General features: G+C 68.7%; 17 protein-coding genes. 9 read left to right on the top strand and 8 right to left on the bottom strand.

Annotated elements, in window-relative coordinates; translation table 11 throughout:
* Positions 1-123: 123 nt before the first annotated feature.
* A complete protein-coding gene (locus ACXJLU_RS20060; RefSeq protein ID WP_457333967.1) occupies positions 124-1,350 on the bottom strand; it encodes a pyridoxal phosphate-dependent aminotransferase in 1,227 nt (408 codons plus the stop codon).
* Positions 1,351-1,449: 99 nt separating this feature from the next.
* On the bottom strand, positions 1,450-1,995 hold the full coding sequence (locus ACXJLU_RS20055) for a hypothetical protein (RefSeq protein WP_457333965.1): 546 nt from the start codon (positions 1,993-1,995) through the stop codon (positions 1,450-1,452).
* A gap of 121 nt (positions 1,996-2,116) precedes the next feature.
* Between ACXJLU_RS20055 and ACXJLU_RS20050 the strand changes: the two genes are divergently transcribed.
* The 3 genes from ACXJLU_RS20050 (at position 2,117) to ACXJLU_RS20040 (ending at position 4,907) form a co-directional block, all read left to right on the top strand.
* Entirely contained in the window at positions 2,117-2,491 is a 375-nt protein-coding gene (locus ACXJLU_RS20050) for an Mth938-like domain-containing protein (RefSeq protein ID WP_073465341.1), read from the top strand.
* Between the two features lie 78 nt (positions 2,492-2,569).
* Positions 2,570-3,043, top strand: coding sequence for a peroxiredoxin (locus ACXJLU_RS20045; RefSeq protein ID WP_073465340.1), 474 nt, complete (start codon positions 2,570-2,572; stop codon positions 3,041-3,043).
* Between the two features lie 181 nt (positions 3,044-3,224).
* Complete coding sequence (locus ACXJLU_RS20040; RefSeq protein WP_457333963.1) at positions 3,225-4,907, top strand: PhoH family protein; 1,683 nt, start codon at positions 3,225-3,227, stop codon at positions 4,905-4,907.
* Here the strand turns inward: ACXJLU_RS20040 and ACXJLU_RS20035 are convergent.
* On the bottom strand, positions 4,904-6,802 hold the full coding sequence (locus ACXJLU_RS20035) for a propionate--CoA ligase (RefSeq protein WP_457333961.1): 1,899 nt from the start codon (positions 6,800-6,802) through the stop codon (positions 4,904-4,906). The genes ACXJLU_RS20040 and ACXJLU_RS20035 overlap by 4 nt on opposite strands.
* 129 nt (positions 6,803-6,931) lie before the next feature.
* Between ACXJLU_RS20035 and ACXJLU_RS20030 the strand changes: the two genes are divergently transcribed.
* Genes ACXJLU_RS20030 through moeA form a run of 4 tightly spaced genes read left to right on the top strand, consistent with a single transcriptional unit; the run spans position 6,932 to position 10,740 of the window.
* Positions 6,932-7,699 carry a C40 family peptidase gene (locus ACXJLU_RS20030; protein ID WP_457333959.1) on the top strand — a complete coding sequence of 256 codons (768 nt, stop codon included), beginning with the start codon at positions 6,932-6,934 and terminating at the stop codon, positions 7,697-7,699.
* A 55-nt stretch (positions 7,700-7,754) separates the two neighbouring features.
* Complete coding sequence (gene moaA, locus ACXJLU_RS20025) at positions 7,755-8,876, top strand: GTP 3',8-cyclase MoaA (protein WP_457333957.1); 1,122 nt, start codon at positions 7,755-7,757, stop codon at positions 8,874-8,876.
* Positions 8,873-9,451: a GNAT family N-acetyltransferase gene (locus ACXJLU_RS20020; RefSeq protein WP_457333955.1), complete on the top strand. Its 579-nt coding sequence runs from the start codon at positions 8,873-8,875 to the stop codon at positions 9,449-9,451. Before moaA ends, ACXJLU_RS20020 begins: the two co-directional genes overlap by 4 nt.
* On the top strand, positions 9,448-10,740 hold the full coding sequence (gene moeA, locus ACXJLU_RS20015) for a molybdopterin molybdotransferase MoeA (RefSeq protein WP_457334022.1): 1,293 nt from the start codon (positions 9,448-9,450) through the stop codon (positions 10,738-10,740). Before ACXJLU_RS20020 ends, moeA begins: the two co-directional genes overlap by 4 nt.
* Position 10,741: 1 nt before the next feature.
* Here moeA and rnhA read toward each other — a convergent pair whose 3' ends face one another.
* Both rnhA and ACXJLU_RS20005 read right to left on the bottom strand, forming a co-directional pair.
* Entirely contained in the window at positions 10,742-11,212 is a 471-nt protein-coding gene (rnhA, locus tag ACXJLU_RS20010) for a ribonuclease HI (protein WP_073465334.1), read from the bottom strand.
* Positions 11,209-12,105: a class I SAM-dependent methyltransferase gene (locus ACXJLU_RS20005; RefSeq protein ID WP_457333953.1), complete on the bottom strand. Its 897-nt coding sequence runs from the start codon at positions 12,103-12,105 to the stop codon at positions 11,209-11,211. The genes rnhA and ACXJLU_RS20005 overlap by 4 nt, the downstream gene beginning before the upstream one ends.
* Between ACXJLU_RS20005 and gloB the strand changes: the two genes are divergently transcribed.
* Complete coding sequence (gene gloB / locus ACXJLU_RS20000) at positions 12,104-12,874, top strand: hydroxyacylglutathione hydrolase (RefSeq protein WP_457333951.1); 771 nt, start codon at positions 12,104-12,106, stop codon at positions 12,872-12,874. The genes ACXJLU_RS20005 and gloB overlap by 2 nt on opposite strands.
* The gene (locus ACXJLU_RS19995; protein WP_457333949.1) at positions 12,874-14,445 is read left to right on the top strand and encodes a transglycosylase SLT domain-containing protein; all 1,572 of its coding nucleotides are present in this window, start codon (positions 12,874-12,876) and stop codon (positions 14,443-14,445) included. Before gloB ends, ACXJLU_RS19995 begins: the two co-directional genes overlap by 1 nt.
* Before the next feature lie 16 nt (positions 14,446-14,461).
* Here the strand turns inward: ACXJLU_RS19995 and recR are convergent, their stop codons facing one another.
* The 3 genes from recR to ACXJLU_RS19980 all read right to left on the bottom strand — a co-directional run.
* On the bottom strand, positions 14,462-15,049 hold the full coding sequence (recR, locus tag ACXJLU_RS19990) for a recombination mediator RecR (RefSeq protein ID WP_457333947.1): 588 nt from the start codon (positions 15,047-15,049) through the stop codon (positions 14,462-14,464).
* Positions 15,050-15,052: 3 nt separating this feature from the next.
* Complete coding sequence (locus tag ACXJLU_RS19985) at positions 15,053-15,379, bottom strand: YbaB/EbfC family nucleoid-associated protein (protein ID WP_073465330.1); 327 nt, start codon at positions 15,377-15,379, stop codon at positions 15,053-15,055.
* Positions 15,380-15,398: 19 nt separating this feature from the next.
* The coding region (locus ACXJLU_RS19980) for a DNA polymerase III subunit gamma/tau C-terminal domain-containing protein (RefSeq protein ID WP_457333945.1) at positions 15,399-16,068 on the bottom strand (670 nt) is incomplete at its 5' end.

The raw sequence follows: 16,068 nt of genomic DNA, 5'->3' as shown, positions 1-16,068 counted from the left end.
GAAGCGGGCCGGTTGGGAAATATCAAAACGGTACAGCCAAGCGGCCGCCGCGGAACCGGCTTCGCCGGGCCGCTGGCGGCGCCCCCCGGGGGGAGGCGCCGAAGGCGCTTCGGGGGGGTCATTTCAGTGCGAATGACGCTTGCGATAGTGGTCGAGGAAGCGCGCGATGCGGCCGATCGCGTCGGAGAGATCGTCGGAGTTCGGCAGGAAGACCAGCCGGAAGTGATCGGGCTGCAGCCAGTTGAAGCCGGTGCCCTGCACGATCAGCACCTTCTCGTCGGCGAGCAGGTCATAGGCGAACTGCTGGTCGTCGGCGATCGGGTACAGCTTGGGGTCCAGGCGCGGGAACATGTACAGCGCGGCCTTCGGCTTCACGCAGCTGACGCCGGGGATCTGCGTCAGCAGCTGGTGTGCGAGGTCGCGCTGGCGGCACAGCCGCCCGCCCGGGGCGACCAGGTCCTTGATGCTCTGGTAGCCGCCGAGGGCAGTCTGGATCGCGAGCTGGCCGGGCGTGTTCGAGCACAGGCGCATCGACGCGAGCATGTTCAGCCCCTCGATGTAGTCGCGCGCATGGCGCTTCTCGCCCGAGACGACCATCCAGCCGGCGCGGTAGCCGCAGGAGCGGTAGTTCTTGCTGAGGCCGTTGAAGGTGACGAACAGCACGTCGGTCGCGAGCGACGCGATGCTGGTGTGGGTGTTGCCGTCGTACAGCGTCTTGTCGTAGATCTCGTCGGCGAAGATGATCAGCTCGTGCTGGCGCGCGAGCTCGACGATCTCGAGCAGCAGGCTGTCGGGGTACAACGCGCCGGTCGGGTTGTTCGGGTTGATCACGACGATCGCCTTGGTGTTCGGTGTGATCTTCGCCTTGATGTCGGCGATGTCGGGGAACCAGTCGCTCTGCTCGTCGCAGACGTAGTGCACCGCGGTGCCGCCCGAGAGGGCCACCGAGGCGGTCCACAGCGGGTAGTCGGGGGCCGGCACCAGCACCTCGTCGCGGTCGTTGAGCAGCGCGTTCATGCTCATCGCGATCAGCTCGGAAGCGCCGTTGCCGAGGTAGACGTCGTCGACGGTGACGCCGGCGATGTTCTTCTCTTGCGAGTAGTGGACGACCGCCTTGCGCGGGGCGAACAGCCCCTTCGAATCGGTGTAGCCGGCCGAATGCGGCAGGTTGCGGATCATGTCCTGCACGATCTCGTCCGGCGGCTCGAGGCCGAACACCGCGAGGTTGCCGATGTTCAGCTTGATGATCTTCTGGCCCTCTTCCTCCATCTGCCGGGCCTTCTCGAGCACGGGCCCGCGGATGTCGTAGCAGACGCTGGCAAGCTTGCTGGACTTGGCGATGGGTTTCAACGGGGGCTCCGGGTCGGGGTCGCGGGTGCCATGCGATGCGGTGCTCGGCACGCCACGGTGGCGGGAGGGAAATTTTCGCACAGGCATCGCGGCGGACGGTCAAGACGGGTTGTCGTCGGAAGAAGACGCCGGGGATCCGCGCGATGTCGACGAAGAGGACTCGTGCGACTCGGGTGGCTTGCGGGGCGTCCATGCTTCGAGCTTTTGCTTGATGGGCCTCTCGCGCGGCGTCATCGGCTTGTCGTCGAGGCTGATGCCGGACAGGCTGCTCATCGATCTCCGCAAGCGCTTCGCCGCCAGCGAACCCGCGCCGCCCGGCCGCGGCGTGTCTTCCGGCTTCTCCCAGGCAAGCAGGTAGCGGACTCGGGCAGCACAGACCAGGCCAGTCCACAGCGTGCCCAGGGCTCGCGTGACCTGACCCGGCCAGGTGACGCCCGACAGGTCCAGCAATCCCGCCAGCACGCTCGGGAAGTCGGCGCCCGCCGCCCCGGTCGTCAAGCGGATGCTGGTGTGCCGCTTGAAGTCGTTTCCAGCCCGAGTTCGATCATCGTCGATGCGCGCATGCAAATCGCCGATCAACCTGTTGAAGCGACGGCACGCCGCCCCCATCTCTCTCAATGCCTGTTCTGCTTGTGTCGTTGCCATGCGCTCGCGTTTTGGATGTGTCCCTGAACGTCCAGTTCGTAACGCTCGGGTCGCAGTCGTGCCATCCAATTTCCAGATAACGCCATCTTCAAAAGTGGGCCAGATAGAAGAGAATTTCCGGATGAAACTCCAACCCGATCGCATCGAAGGCGTCAACGCCGTCTCCGGCCTGATCCCCGGGGCCGTCTCGATCAACGGCGTCGTGCATCGCAGCAGCATCGTCGTGCCCTGGCAGGGCGAGGTGGTGGCGTGGAATGTCGAGCGCTTCGAGGACCTCACGGCCGAGCACTTCGCCGCGATCGCGGCGCTGTCGCCCGAACTGGTGATCTTCGGCAGCGGGGATCGCATCCGGTTCCCGTCACCCGCGCTGCTGCGCCCGTTGATCGACAAGCGCATCGGCATCGAGACGATGGACACTGCGGCGGCCTGCCGCACCTACAACGTGCTGGTGTCCGAAGGACGCCGTGCGGTGGTCGGCCTGCTGTTGGGGGGCTGAGGGGATGCCGGGGCGCAATGGCCATGGCCTTATAATCAACGGCTACGCCTCCCGCGGCGCAACTCCCCAGAATTCTTCATGACGCCAGCCCTCAACAAACCCCTCCCGGAATTTGAAGCGCTCGCAACCGGGGGCGTGAAGTTCACGCCCGCCGCCTTCGCGGGGCAGATCGTCGTTCTTTACTTCTACCCGAAGGACAACACGCCCGGTTGTACCACCGAGGCCATGCAGTTTCGCGATCGGCACAAGGATTTCGTCAAGGCCGGCGCGGTGGTTTTTGGCGTCTCGCGCGACAACATGAGTTCGCACGACAAGTTCAAGCAGAACCTCGAGCTGCCGTTCGAGCTGATCGCCGATACCGAAGAAAAGCTCTGCCACATGTTCGGCGTCGTCAAGAACAAGATCATGTACGGCAAGAAGGTCAAGGGCATCGAGCGCAGCACCTTCCTGATCGACGGTGAAGGCGTGCTGCGGGTCGAATGGCGCGGCCTCAAGGTCGCCGGCCACGTCGACGAAGTGCTGAAGGCCGTCAAGGGCCTGAAGAAGGGCTGATCCGCTTCACACGGATCACGGCGCTCGAATCACCAAATCCACGATGGCGGGAGTTTTGTTGAGGTGTCATCGTGGATGTGCATAATGGGCCATGCCTGTGAGTTGTGAATTCAGACAGCCAGTCATCATCAAGCCGCTCGGGCAACCGCGCGGCTTTTTTGTTTTTACCTGACACACACCCATGCCACTGCCCAAGCCGCCTGCCAAACGCGCCGCCCTCCTGACCCCCGCCGACTTCGAATCACAGGCCGCCCCCAAGCCCGGCAAACGCACGCAGAACAAACGCAGCGAGGAACCCGCCTCGCCGGCGGTGCTCGACCTGTTCGATGCACCGCGCGAAGCCGCACCGGTGGTCACCGCCAAGGCCATCGCGCCGGTGACGGCGCCTTCGGCCGCGAGCCCGGCCACCACGGCGGCACGCCGCCCTGCCCCCGAGCCGAAGCTGCGCAAGCCGCGCGGCAGCGGCCCGGCGAAGCTGTTCGTGCTCGACACCAACGTGTTGATGCACGACCCGACCTGCCTGTTCCGCTTCGAGGAACACGACGTCTACCTGCCGATGATCACGCTCGAGGAACTCGACGATCACAAGAAAGGCATGTCCGAAGTCGCCCGCAATGCGCGCCAGGTGAGCCGCGACCTCGACGCACTGGCCGGCGGCCTGTCCGACCAGCCCGGGCGCGACATGGCCGACGGCCTGCCGCTGGCGACCACCGGCCACCGCGAGGCCGGCGGCAAGCTGTTCTTCCAGACCACGCTGGTCAACGTGACGCTGCCGCAAGGGCTGCCGCAGGGCAAGGCCGACAACCAGATCCTGGGCGTCGTGCAGGCGCTGCGCGACCAGCAGCAAGGCCGCGAGGTGGTGCTGGTGTCGAAGGACATCAACATGCGCATCAAGGCGCGTGCGCTGGGCCTGGCGGCCGAGGACTACACCAACGACAAGACGCTGGACGACGGCGACCTGCTCTACACCGGCGTGCTCGCGCTGCCGGCTGATTTCTGGGATCGCCATGGCAAGACCATGGAGAGCTGGAACCAGGGCGGCCTCACCTACTACCGCATCAGCGGGCCGATGGTGCCGGCGCTGCTCGTCAACCAGTTCGTCTACCTCGAGGCCCCGGGCGCGGCCCCGCTGTACGCCAAGGTCACCGAGATCACCGGCAAGACCGCGGTGCTGCGCACGCTGCGCGAGTACACCCACCAGAAGAACGCGGTGTGGGGCGTCACCGCGCGCAACCGCGAACAGAACTTCGCGCTGAACCTGCTGATGGATCCGGACTGCGACTTCATCACGCTGACCGGCACCGCCGGCACCGGCAAGACGCTGATGACGCTGGCGGCCGGGCTGTCGCAGGTGATGGACGACCGCCGCTACACCGAGATCATCGTGACCCGCGTGACGGTGCCGGTCGGTGAAGACATCGGCTTCCTGCCGGGCACCGAGGAAGAGAAGATGTCGCCGTGGATGGGCGCGCTCGACGACAACCTCGAGGTGCTGTCCAAGACCGATGGTGCCGCCGGCGAATGGGGCCGCGCGGCCACCAACGACCTGGTGCGCAGCAAGATCAAGATCAAGAGCCTGAACTTCATGCGCGGGCGCACCTTCCTGAACAAGTTCGTGATCATCGACGAGGCGCAGAACCTGACGCCCAAGCAGATGAAGACACTGATCACGCGCGCCGGGCCGGGCACGAAGATCGTGTGCCTGGGCAACCTGGCGCAGATCGACACGCCGTACCTGACCGAGGGCAGTTCGGGGCTGACGTTCGCGGTCGACCGCTTCAAGGGCTGGCCGCATTCGGGGCATGTCACCTTGGCGCGTGGCGAGCGTTCGCGCCTGGCCGATTTCGCCTCCGAGGTGCTCTAACCGGCGGACACTCGGTCGCGGATCTGCTGCAACGCGGTCGGATCCTCGATGGTGGTGAGGTCGCCCGGGTCGCGGTGCTCGCACACGGCCTGGATCGCGCGGCGCAGCAGCTTGCCGGAGCGCGTCTTCGGCAGCGCATTGACGAAGTGCACGCGCGACGGCCGCGCGATCGCGCCGAGCCCTTGCTCGACCGTCTTCATCACCTCCCCCTCCAGCCGCAGCCGCGCGCCCTCGTCGCCCGCCTGGCCCGCATCGCGCAGCACGACGAAGGCCATCGCGGCCTGGCCCTTCAGCGCGTCGGCCACGCCCACCACCGCCACCTCGGCCACCGCCGGGTGGCTGCTGATGCTCTCCTCGATCTCGCGCGTGCCGAGCCGGTGGCCGGCGACGTTGATCACGTCGTCGGTGCGCCCGAGGATGAAGTAGTAGCCGTCCTCGTCGCGCACGCCCCAGTCGAAGGTGCTGTAGACCATGCGCCCGGGGATCGTCTTCCAGTAGGTGTCGACGAAGCGCGCATCGTCGCGCCACACCGTCTGCATGCAACCGGGCGGCAGCGGCCCCTCGATCACCAGCACGCCTTTCTGGTTCGGCTTGGTCAGTTCCTCGCCGCTCAGCTCGTCGACCAGCTTCACGTCATAGCCGTACATCGCGACGCCGGGGCTGCCGAACTTGCCTGCTGCCGGCTCCACGCCATTGGCGATCGTCAGGATCGGCCAGCCGGTCTCCGTCTGCCAGTAGTTGTCGATCACCGGCTTGCCGATGCCCTCGGCGATCCAGCGCGCGGTCGGCTCGTCCAGCGGCTCGCCGGCCAGGAACAGCGCGCGCAGGCTCGACAGGTCGTGCCGCTTCAGCAGCGCGACGTCGTGCTTCTTCAGCACCCGCACCGCGGTCGGCGAACTGAACATCACGCTGACGCGGTACTTCTCGACCAGGCTCCACCACACCGCCGCATCGGGCCGGATCGGCAGCCCCTCGTACATCAGCGTCGCCATTCCGGCGATCAGCGGCCCGTAGACGATGTAGCTGTGGCCGACCACCCAGCCGATGTCGCTGGTGCAGAAGAAGGTCTCGCCGGCCCGCCCCTGGAAGATGTGCTTCATGCTCGCGGCCAGTGCCACCGCATACCCGCCGGTGTCGCGCTGCACGCCCTTCGGCCGGCCGGTGGTGCCGCTGGTATAGAGCGTGTAGCTCGGCTGCGTGGACTCGACCCAGGTGCAGGGCACGACAGCATCGAAGTGCGCCGCCCGCAGCGTCTCGTACGACGCATCGCGCTGCGCATCGAGTTGCATCGGCGCGAGCCCGCGGTCGATCATCAGCGTGCGCGGCGTGGGGTGATCGGCCAGCCGCATCGCCTCGTCGAGCAGCGGCTTGTAGGCGACGACCTTGCCGCCGCGGCTGCCGGCATCGGCGCTGACGATCAGCACCGGCTGCGCATCGTCGATCCGGCTGGCCAGGCTCGCACTCGCAAAACCACCGAACACCACCGAATGGATCGCGCCGATGCGGGCACAGGCGAGCATCGCGAACGCCGCCTCCGGAATCATCGGCAGGTAGACCAGCACGCGGTCGCCCTGCTTCACACCCAGCGCCAGCAGGATGGCCGCCATGCGCTGCACCTCGGCATGCAGCTCGCGGAAGCTGTAGCGCCGCTCGTCGCCGGTCTCGCTGGAAACGTGGATCAGCGCGTCCTGGTCGGCGCGCGCAGCCAGGTGCCGGTCGACCGCGTTGTGGCACAGGTTGGTCCGCCCGCCGACGAACCAGCGCGCGAACGGCGGGTGGCTGGCGTCGCAGACCTGGTCGAACGGCCGCTCCCACTCGATCAGCGCCGCCTGTTCCGACCAGAAGCCGTCGCGGTCGGCCAGCGAGCGTGCATGAAAGTCTCGGTAGGAGTCCATACCCTCTGTTACACCACAGAAACACCCCCGCAACAACCCAGGAAAAGCCTGAAAAGAACGTGCTAAGTGCCGGTTTTCAAAGGACTTTTGCCGTTGACGGTGGCCGGTGACTCTTTTATGCTGCGCGGCATGTTTCGGTTGGCCGTCCCTCTTTTCGTGCGCAGCTCCGTGGTGGCGTTGGCCTTCGCCTGCGGCAGCGCCTGGGCCGACACCGACCAGATCATCAACCTGCTGAGCGACAAGGGCCTGATTGCACCGGGTGGCGCGGCCGCCACCCCGGCCGCGGCGCCGCCCGCCGAGCCGGCATCTTCCCCTGCTGCAATGCCGGCCGCAGTCGCCCCCGAGAGCTTCACCCAGCACGTCCGCCAGAAGGCGTCCGACATGGTGCTGACCGCGATGAACTTCCTCGGCGTACCTTACCGGCGCGGCGGCAACGATGCCGATTCCGGCTTCGACTGCAGCGGCTTCACCCGCCACATCTTCGAGAGCAGCCTGGGCCTCGTGCTGCCGCGCCGTGCCGACGAGCAGGCGCGCGCCAAGGGCCTGCACGCCGTCAAGCGCGACGACCTGAAGCCCGGCGACCTGGTGTTCTTCAACACGCTGCGCCGCACCTTCTCGCACGTCGGCATCTACATCGGCGAAGGCAAGTTCATCCACGCGCCCAAGCCGGGCGGCGAAGTGCGGGTCGAGGACATGCGCTTCTCCTACTGGGCCAAGCGCTTCACCGGCGCCCGCCGTGCCGAGCAGGCCGATGATGCGCCGGCGCTCGAAGCGACCGCGGCCGCCGAGCCGCTGCCCGAGGTGCTGAAGCCGAGCAGCCCGCCGGCGACGCGCAAGGCCAGCCACAAGACACGCCGCAAACCGGCTGTGAAGTCCGCCCACGCCGTCAAGGCCTGAGCGGCCGAATCGCCCCACGCCCATCCGACAAATACCGGCCGGGCACAATCCGCCCATGGTCGACAAAGTGATCCCGCTGGCAGACCACCGCTACGCCTCCAGCGTGCCGGTGGTGCCCCAGCATTCGACGGCCCCCACCGGCCTGCTGGCCGACACGCTCGGCCGGCCGCTGCGCGACCTGCGCATCTCGGTGACCGACCGCTGCAACTTCCGCTGCAGCTACTGCATGCCGAAGGAAGTCTTCGACAAGCACTACGAGTTCCTGCCGCACAGCTCGCTGCTGAGCTTCGAGGAGATCGCGCGCCTGGCCGACGTGTTCGTCGCGCACGGCGTGCGCAAGATCCGCCTGACCGGCGGCGAGCCGCTGCTGCGCAAGAACCTGGAGCGCCTGGTCGGGATGCTGGCCACGCTGCGCACCGTTGACGGCGCGCCGCTCGATCTCACGCTGACCACCAACGGCTCGGTACTCGCGAGGAAGGCGCAGGCGCTGAAGGATGCCGGCCTGCAGCGCATCACCGTGAGCCTCGACGCGCTCGACGACGCGGTGTTCCGCCGCATGAACGACGCCGACTTCCCGGTCGCCGACGTGCTGGCCGGCATCGACGCGGCGCAGCGCGTCGGGCTCGGCCCGATCAAGGTCAACATGGTGGTCAAGCGCGGCACCAACGACGACCAGATCGTCGCGATGGCGCGGCACTTCCGCCACACCGGCGTGGTGCTGCGCTTCATCGAGTACATGGATGTCGGCGCCACCAACGGCTGGCGCATGGACGAGGTGCTGCCGTCGGCCGAGGTGGTCGCGCGCCTCGGCGCCGAGTTTCCGCTGCTGCCGATCGGCGCGCAGCAGCTGGGCGAGACCGCACAGCGCTGGCGCTATGCCGACGGCGGCGGCGAGGTCGGCGTGATCTCGAGCGTCACGCAGGCCTTCTGCCACGACTGCAACCGCGCGCGGCTTTCCACCGAAGGCAAGCTCTACCTCTGCCTGTTCGCGAACCGCGGCCACGACCTGCGCGCGCTGCTGCGCGAAGGCCGCAGCGATGCCGAGATCTCGGCGGCGATCGGCGGCGTCTGGAACCGCCGCGCCGACCGCTATTCCGAACTGCGCAGCGAGGCCGTTGCGCAGCCGTCGTCCGCACCGGCCGAGCGCCGCGTCGAGATGCATTACATCGGCGGATGAGCCCCGACGCGATGAACGCGGCCGACTCCGCGCGCCGCGCCGCCCCCGACCTGCTCGTGATCCGCGCGCTGGGCGTGGCCGACCTGCCGGCCTACAAGGCCTTGCGCGACGGCATGCTGCACGCCTTCCCCGACGCCTTCACCTCCGACGCGCACACCGAATCGCGCAAGCCGGCCGAGGTCTACCTGCCCCGGCTCGGGCTGGGCCACGTCGGCGGCGGCCAGTTCACGCTCGGCGCCTGGGACGACGGCGAGCTGCTGGGCGCCCTCACCTGCGAGCGCGAGAACCGCGCCAAGGTCCGCCACATCGGCCACATCGTCGGGATGATGGTGCAGGCGCAGGCGGCGGGCCGCGGCATCGGGCGGGCCTTGCTGGCCGCCTGCATCGAGCAGGCGCAAGCGGCAGACGGCATCGAGCTGCTGACGCTGTCGGTCACGTCGACCAACCGGCGCGCGGTGCGGCTCTACGAGGGCGCGGGCTTCGTTCGTTACGGCACGCTGAAGCACGCGATCAAGCTCGACGGCGTCTACCATGACAAGGACCTGATGTCGCTGACCCTGTCGGTTCCCTGCTGACACCCGCTCCCATGCCCGCATTGAACGACCTGGCCCTCGGGCTGCACGGCTACGACGCCGACGACCTGCCGGTGGACGTGGCGCGCGCCTTCATCGCGCGCATGCTGCCGCGCGTGCAGGCGGTCGAGCACCTGTCGCTGCGCGCGAGCCTGGGCCGCGTGCTGGCGCAGGACATCGTCTCGACGATCGCGGTGCCGCCGCAAGACAACGCGGCGATGGACGGCTATGCGTTCCGCGGCAGCGAGCTGCGCGCCGCCGGCGCCATCACGCTCACGGTGGCCGCGACCGAACTCGCAGGCCAGGTGATCGGGCAGGCGATCGCCGCGGGCCAGTGCGTGCGCATCATGACCGGCGCGGTGATGCCGGCCGGGCTCGACACCGTCGTGCCGCAAGAATTCGTGACCGTCGACGGCGACCGCATCACCCTGCCGGCCGGTGCCGTGAAGACCGGTGCGAACCGGCGACGAGCCGGCGAAGACCTGGCGCGCGGCAGCATCGCGCTGCACGCCGGCCGCGCGCTGCGGCCGGCCGATCTCGGGCTCGTCGCCTCGCTCGGCCGCGGCGAACTGCCGGTGTGGCGCCGCCCGCGCGTGGCTTTCTTTTCCACCGGCGACGAGCTGCGCTCGGTCGGCGAGACGCTCGACGAAGGCTGCGTCTACGACAGCAACCGCTACACACTGTGGGGCATGCTGCAGCGGCTCGGCGTCGAGGTGCTCGACCTGGGGGTCGTGCGCGACGAACCCGCCGCGCTCGAAGCCGCGCTGCGGCATGCGGTCGAGAACGCCGACGTGGTGATCACCTCGGGCGGCGTCAGCGTCGGCGAGGCCGACCACACGCGCGCGGTGATGGCGCGTCTCGGCGAGGTGCTGTTCTGGCGCATCGCGATGCGGCCGGGGCGGCCGATGGCGGTGGGCCGCATCGCGAGCAACGGCCGCGAGGCGGTGCTGTTCGGGCTGCCGGGCAACCCGGTCGCGGTGATGGTCGCGTTCTACACCTTCGTGCGCGATGCGCTGCTCGCGATGTCGGGGGCTGTGGGTGCGCCGCTGCCGATGCTGCAGGCGCGCTGCACGACGCTGATCCGCAAGCGGCCGGGGCGCACCGAGTACCAGCGCGGGATCGTGTCGCGCGCGGCCGATGGAGCGTGGCAGGTCGCGATCACCGGCGCGCAGGGCTCGGGCGTGTTGCGCAGCATGAGCGAGGCGAACGGGCTGGTGGTGTTGCCACATGCGCAGGGCGATGTGGCGGCCGGCAGCGTGGTCGAGATCCTGCCGTTCGACGGTTTGGTTTGACCTAGCGAACGCTCTCGACGCCCTTGTTCGCCAACTGGTCCGCACGCTCGTTCCCCGGATCGCCCGCGTGCCCCTTCACCCAGCGCCAGTCGACGTGGTGCAGGTTGCGCAACCCGTCGAGCCGCTGCCACAGCTCGGCGTTCTTCACCGGCTTCTTGTCGGCCGTCTTCCAGCCGCGCGTCTTCCAGCCGTGGATCCACTCGGTGATGCCTTTGCGCACGTACTCGCTGTCGGTGTAGAGGATCACGTCGCAGGTGCGCTTCAACGACGCGAGCGCCTCGATCACCGCGGTGAGCTCCATCCGGTTGTTGGTGGTCAGGCGCTCGCCGCCGAACATCTCTTTCTCGTGCTCGCCGGTGCGCAGCCACGCGCCCCAGCCGCCCTTGCCGGGGTTGCCCTTGCAGGCGCCGTCGGTGTAGATGAGGACCTGCGGGCGCTTGATCTGCGGCGGTTCGGGAAGTGCTTCGGTCATGGGGTCTCGGAAGAAGAATCTGCACGCTGGTGGGCGCGGTGGCTGGCCACCGTGGCCGCGCGCTGGCCCGCGGTGCGCTGCTGGCGGATCAGGCCGACCAGCCGCATGCCGCGCACGCGCTTCACCGCCACCAGCAGGTACACGCTGCCCAGCACCGGCCACCAGCGTTCGCCGATGCGTTCGGTCCAGGCATAGCGCGCCAGCCACGCATCGGTCTTGAGGGGCGGACGATAACAGCCGAAGCGCCCGCCCTGCACCTCGAAGCTGAGCAGCCGCAGCCAGTCGCGCAGCCGCCAATAGCCGAGGAACTCGCCGTCGCTGGGCAGGAAAAGCGGCTTCTGGCGCGAAAAGCCGATGTAGCGCAGCAAGCGGCCGAGCCGCTGGCGCAGGCCCCACAGGCTGGTCGGGTTGAAGCCGAGGATCACGACGCGCCCTTCGGGCCGCAGCACGCGCTCGACCTCGCCGAGGGCCAGGTGCGGATCGCGCGCAAGCTCGAGCGTGTGCGGCAGCACGACCAGGTCGAGGCTTTGCGAATCGAAGGGCAGCGCATCGAAATCGCAGCGCAGCACCACCGCCACGCGGCCGCCAGGCACATCGCCGGAGACAGCGACGGAAACATCCACAGCCACATCGGCGGGAACTTCTGCGGCCGGATCGCCCTCCACCACCGGCCTTCGCGCCTCCACACCCTGCGCGTCGAGGGCCACCCAACGGTGGGGCATGCGGTTGGCACGCAGGCCCTCGAGCTCGGTCATGCCGAGCTGCAAAGCGTGAAATCCGAACACATCGGCCACGTTTCGATCGAGTTGGGCCTGTTCCCAGGCCAGCAGGTAGCGCCCCGGGGGGGTCTCCAGCCACTGGGCCAAACCTATAATCCCGCCGACTTGTGTCATGAAACTGCTTGCCCTGCCAGCCTTCGCCGATAACTACATCTGGATGCTTCACGATGGCCGGCAGGCTCTCGTCGTCGATCCGGGTGAATCGGCACCGGTGGAGCAAGCGCTGGACGCACATGGCCTGAGGCTGTCGGCGATTCTAGTGACCCATCACCATGGCGACCATGTCGGCGGCGTCGATGCGCTGCGGCCCCGCCTGCAAGGCCCCGTCTACGGACCGGCGCGCGAGAAGATCCCGAACCCCTTCACACCGCTGAACGATGGCGATATCGCCGAGTGGCTGGGCCAGCGTTTCGAGGTGATCGACGTGCCGGGACACACCGCCGGCCACATCGCGTACTTCAGTGCAGCGAGCGATGGCGACGCGCCGATCCTCTTCTGCGGCGACACCCTCTTCTCCGGCGGCTGCGGCCGGCTCTTCGAAGGCACGCCGGCGCAGATGCTCCACTCGCTGTCGCGCCTGGCCGCGCTGCCCGGCGACACGCGGGTGTGCTGCGCGCACGAGTACACGCTGTCGAACCTGAAGTTCGCCCGCGCCGTCGAGCCCCACAACCGCGACCTGCTCGACTACACCGCCCGCTGCGAAGCGCTGCGCGCCGACGGCCGCGCGACGCTGCCGAGCTCGATCGCGCAAGAGCGCCGCATCAATCCCTTCATGCGCTGTGCACAATCCGAGGTGGCCACTGCCGCCGCCACCCACGGCGCCCGGCCCGACGACGAAGTCGACGTGCTGGCTGCGCTGCGCCACTGGAAAAACAACTTCTGATGACCGACCTGAGCTTGACGCTGCCCCTGATCCTGCGACGAGGCTGCGGCCTGGGCCTGTTCGCCATGCTGGCGCTGCTGGCCGCGTGTGCCACGACCACCCCCACCGAGGGCGGCATCGCGGGCGCAGCCTCCGCGGCCTCCGCACCCGAGGTGTCGGCGGCGGCCAGCGCCCCCGCGTCGGCCGCCTCGGGAGTCGACGGCAGCACGGTCGCCGAAGGCCCGGCCGTCGCGCCGCCGATCGATCCGCTGCGCCCCGAAGAGAAGGTCGACCTCAACGCGCCCACCGCGACCATCGACCTGTGGGCGCGGCTGCGCCACGGCTACGCGATGCCCGACCTCGACACCGACCAGGTGCGCACCGCCGAGCGCTGGTATGCCTCGCGGCCCGACTACGTGCAGCGCATGACCGAGCGCGGCAGCCGCTACCTGTTCCACATCGTCGAGGAGGTCGAACGCCGCGGCATGCCGACCGAACTCGCGCTGCTGCCCTTCGTCGAGAGCGCGTTCAACCCGCAGGCGGTGTCGTCGGCCAAGGCCTCGGGCATGTGGCAGTTCATGCCGGCCACCGGCAGCACCTTCTCGTTGAAGCAGAACGTGTTCCGCGACGACCGCCGCTCGGTGCTCGACTCGACGCGCGCCGCGCTCGACTACCTGGCCCGGCTGCACGACATGTTCGGCGACTGGCACCTGGCGCTCGCCGCCTACAACTGGGGCGAAGGCAACGTGCAGCGCGCCATCGCGCGCAACCGGCGCGCCGGCAAGCCGACCGACTACCTCAGCCTGAAGATGCCGAACGAGACGGCGTACTACGTGCCGAAGCTGCAGGCGGTGAAGAACATCGTGCTGCACCCGGAGACCTACCTGCTGGCGCTGCCGTCGCTCGACAACCACCCGTACTTCCTCAGCGTGCCGATCGAGCGCGACATCGACGTGGCGCTGGCGGTGCGGCTGGCCGGTGTGTCGCACGACGAGTTCCAGACACTGAACCCGCAGATGAACCGGCCGGTGATCCTGGCGGCCGGCACGCCGCAGCTGCTGCTGCCCTACGACAACGCGGCCCAGTTCGTGCGCAGCATCGGCGAGCACCGCGGCCCGCTGGCCACCTGGACGGCCTGGGTCGCGCCGCGCACGCTGCGCCCGGCCGATGCGGCCAAGCAGGTGGGCATGACCGAGGCGCAGCTGCGCGAGGTCAACAACATCCCGCCGCGCATGCTGGTGCGGGCCGGGTCGACGCTGCTGGTGCCGCGCGCCGAGAGCCGCCAGACCGATGTGTCGGAGCACCTGGCGGACAACGCGATGATGTCGCTGGTGTCCGAATCGCCGGCGCTGCGCCGCATGGCGCTGAAGGCCGGCAAGCGCGAGAGCGTGGCCACGGTCGCGCAGCGCTACCGCGTGAGCGCGGCGCAGGTGGCACTGTGGAACAAGACGACGGTCGGCGCGAACTTCAAGCCGGGGCAGACGGTGTATGTGTTCGTCGCGAGCAAGGCGACGGCGCGCAAGTCGGTGCGCACGGCGTCGAAGGCGCATCGGCCGGCCGCCAAGCGGACCACGCGGGTCGCGAAGCGCTGAGACCCCTGCCCCGTTCCTAGCGCCGATCGCTCAACGCATGGGCGATGGTGCCCAGGTCGACGTATTCGAGTTCGCTGCCGATCGGCACGCCGCGCGCCAGGCGCGTGACGCGCAGCCCGCGTGATTTGAGCGTCTCGCCGATCACGTGCGCGGTGGCCTCGCCTTCGGCGGTGAAGTTGGTCGCGACGATCACCTCCTCGACCGAACCGTCGGTGGCGCGCTCGATCAGCTGCGCGAGGCCGATGTCGTGCGCGCCGACACCATCGAGCGGGCTCAATCGCCCCATCAGCACGAAGTACAGCCCCTTGTAGCTGCCGGTGCGCTCGAGCGCCGCCTGGTCGGCCGGCGTCTCGACGACGCACAGCAGCCGCGCATCGCGCCGCTCGTCGGCGCAAGTGCTGCAGATCGCACCTTCGGTGAAGGTGTGGCAGCGTTCGCAGTGGCGCACGTCGGCCATCGCCTTCTGCAGCGACGCGGCGATGCGCGCCGCGCCATCGCGGTCATGCTGCAGCAGGTGGAAGGCCATGCGCTGCGCGGATTTCTGCCCGACGCCGGGCAGGCGGCGCAGCGCTTCGATCAATCCATCCAGTGCAGGCTCGGCCACGGATCAGAACGGGAACTTCATGCCCGGGGGCAGCGGCATGCCGGCGGTCAGCTTGCCCATCTTCTCGGCCGACACCTCTTCGGCGCGGCGGATGCCGTCGTTGAAGGCAGCGGCGACCAGGTCTTCGAGCATGTCCTTGTCGTCGGCCAGCAGGCTCGGGTCGATCACGACGCGCTTCACGTCGTGCTTGCAGGTCATCGTGACCTTCACGAGGCCGGCGCCGGACTGGCCTTCGACCTCGATGTGGGCGAGTTCTTCCTGCGCCTTCTTCAGGTTGTCCTGCATCGCCTGGGCCTGCTTCATCAGGCCGGCGAGTTGGTTCTTCATCATGGTGTGGGGTCCTCGTGTTTCAGTGGGGTTTGACCGAGCCGGGCACGATGCGCGCCGTCTTGAACTGCTGCATCAGGGCCTGCACCAGCGGGTCGTTGTGGATGATCTGTTCGGCCTCGGCCTGGCGACGCGCGCGCTCGGCGGCAGCGCGCAAGGCCGGTGAATCGGTGGGCACGCCGGGCTCGACCTCGAGCCGCACCGGGCGCCCGAGCTGCGTGGCCAGCGCCGCCTGCAGCTTGTTGCGCTGCACGTCGGCGCGCAGCGTCTCGCGCTCGACGCGCAGGCGCCAGACCTGCTCGGCGCCCTGCTCGTCGACGGCGATGCACTGGCCTTGCAGCGCGAGCTCGCGCACCAGCGCGCCGATGGCATTGGCCTGCACCATCTGCATGAAGATGTCGTTCCAGCGGTCGCCGAGCGGCGTGCGATCGACGCTCGGCACCGGGGTCGCGGCCATCGGCACCGGAACCGGCGCGGACGGTGCCCCAGCGCTGCGCGCACGCGGCTCGTCATCGGGCTCGGGCATCGGGGCCGACGAACCGGCGGGCTCGTCATCGAAGGGCACGTCGAGCCAGGGCGGCGGCTCGTTGTCGCGAACCTCGGGGCGCACCGCGGGGCGAACCTGCGCCGGCGCTGCTGCCACCGGCGGCCTGGCGATGGCAGGCGGAGAAGGCGGCGGCGCAGACACGGGC

The sequence above is a fragment of the Rhizobacter sp. P5_C2 genome, assembly GCF_054049715.1.
Note: the sequence above shows the minus strand (reverse complement) of the source record. Positions and strands in the feature narration are given on the sequence as shown.

Excerpts from the sequence above, each read along its gene's own strand:
- ACXJLU_RS20050 (WP_073465341.1), top strand. The coding sequence starts at position 2,117 with ATGAAACTCCAACCCGATCGCATCGAAGGCGTCAACGCCGTCTCCGGC.
- moaA (WP_457333957.1), top strand. The coding sequence starts at position 7,755 with ATGGTCGACAAAGTGATCCCGCTGGCAGACCACCGCTACGCCTCCAGC.
- ACXJLU_RS20035 (WP_457333961.1), bottom strand. The coding sequence starts at position 6,802 with ATGGACTCCTACCGAGACTTTCATGCACGCTCGCTGGCCGACCGCGAC.
- ACXJLU_RS20005 (WP_457333953.1), bottom strand. The coding sequence starts at position 12,105 with ATGACACAAGTCGGCGGGATTATAGGTTTGGCCCAGTGGCTGGAGACC.
- rnhA (WP_073465334.1), bottom strand. The coding sequence starts at position 11,212 with ATGACCGAAGCACTTCCCGAACCGCCGCAGATCAAGCGCCCGCAGGTC.
- gloB (WP_457333951.1), top strand. The coding sequence starts at position 12,104 with ATGAAACTGCTTGCCCTGCCAGCCTTCGCCGATAACTACATCTGGATG.
- ACXJLU_RS20040 (WP_457333963.1), top strand. The coding sequence starts at position 3,225 with ATGCCACTGCCCAAGCCGCCTGCCAAACGCGCCGCCCTCCTGACCCCC.
- ACXJLU_RS20030 (WP_457333959.1), top strand. The coding sequence starts at position 6,932 with ATGTTTCGGTTGGCCGTCCCTCTTTTCGTGCGCAGCTCCGTGGTGGCG.
- ACXJLU_RS19985 (WP_073465330.1), bottom strand. The coding sequence starts at position 15,379 with ATGATGAAGAACCAACTCGCCGGCCTGATGAAGCAGGCCCAGGCGATG.
- ACXJLU_RS20045 (WP_073465340.1), top strand. The coding sequence starts at position 2,570 with ATGACGCCAGCCCTCAACAAACCCCTCCCGGAATTTGAAGCGCTCGCA.
- ACXJLU_RS20055 (WP_457333965.1), bottom strand. The coding sequence starts at position 1,995 with ATGGCAACGACACAAGCAGAACAGGCATTGAGAGAGATGGGGGCGGCG.
- ACXJLU_RS19995 (WP_457333949.1), top strand. The coding sequence starts at position 12,874 with ATGACCGACCTGAGCTTGACGCTGCCCCTGATCCTGCGACGAGGCTGC.
- ACXJLU_RS20020 (WP_457333955.1), top strand. The coding sequence starts at position 8,873 with ATGAGCCCCGACGCGATGAACGCGGCCGACTCCGCGCGCCGCGCCGCC.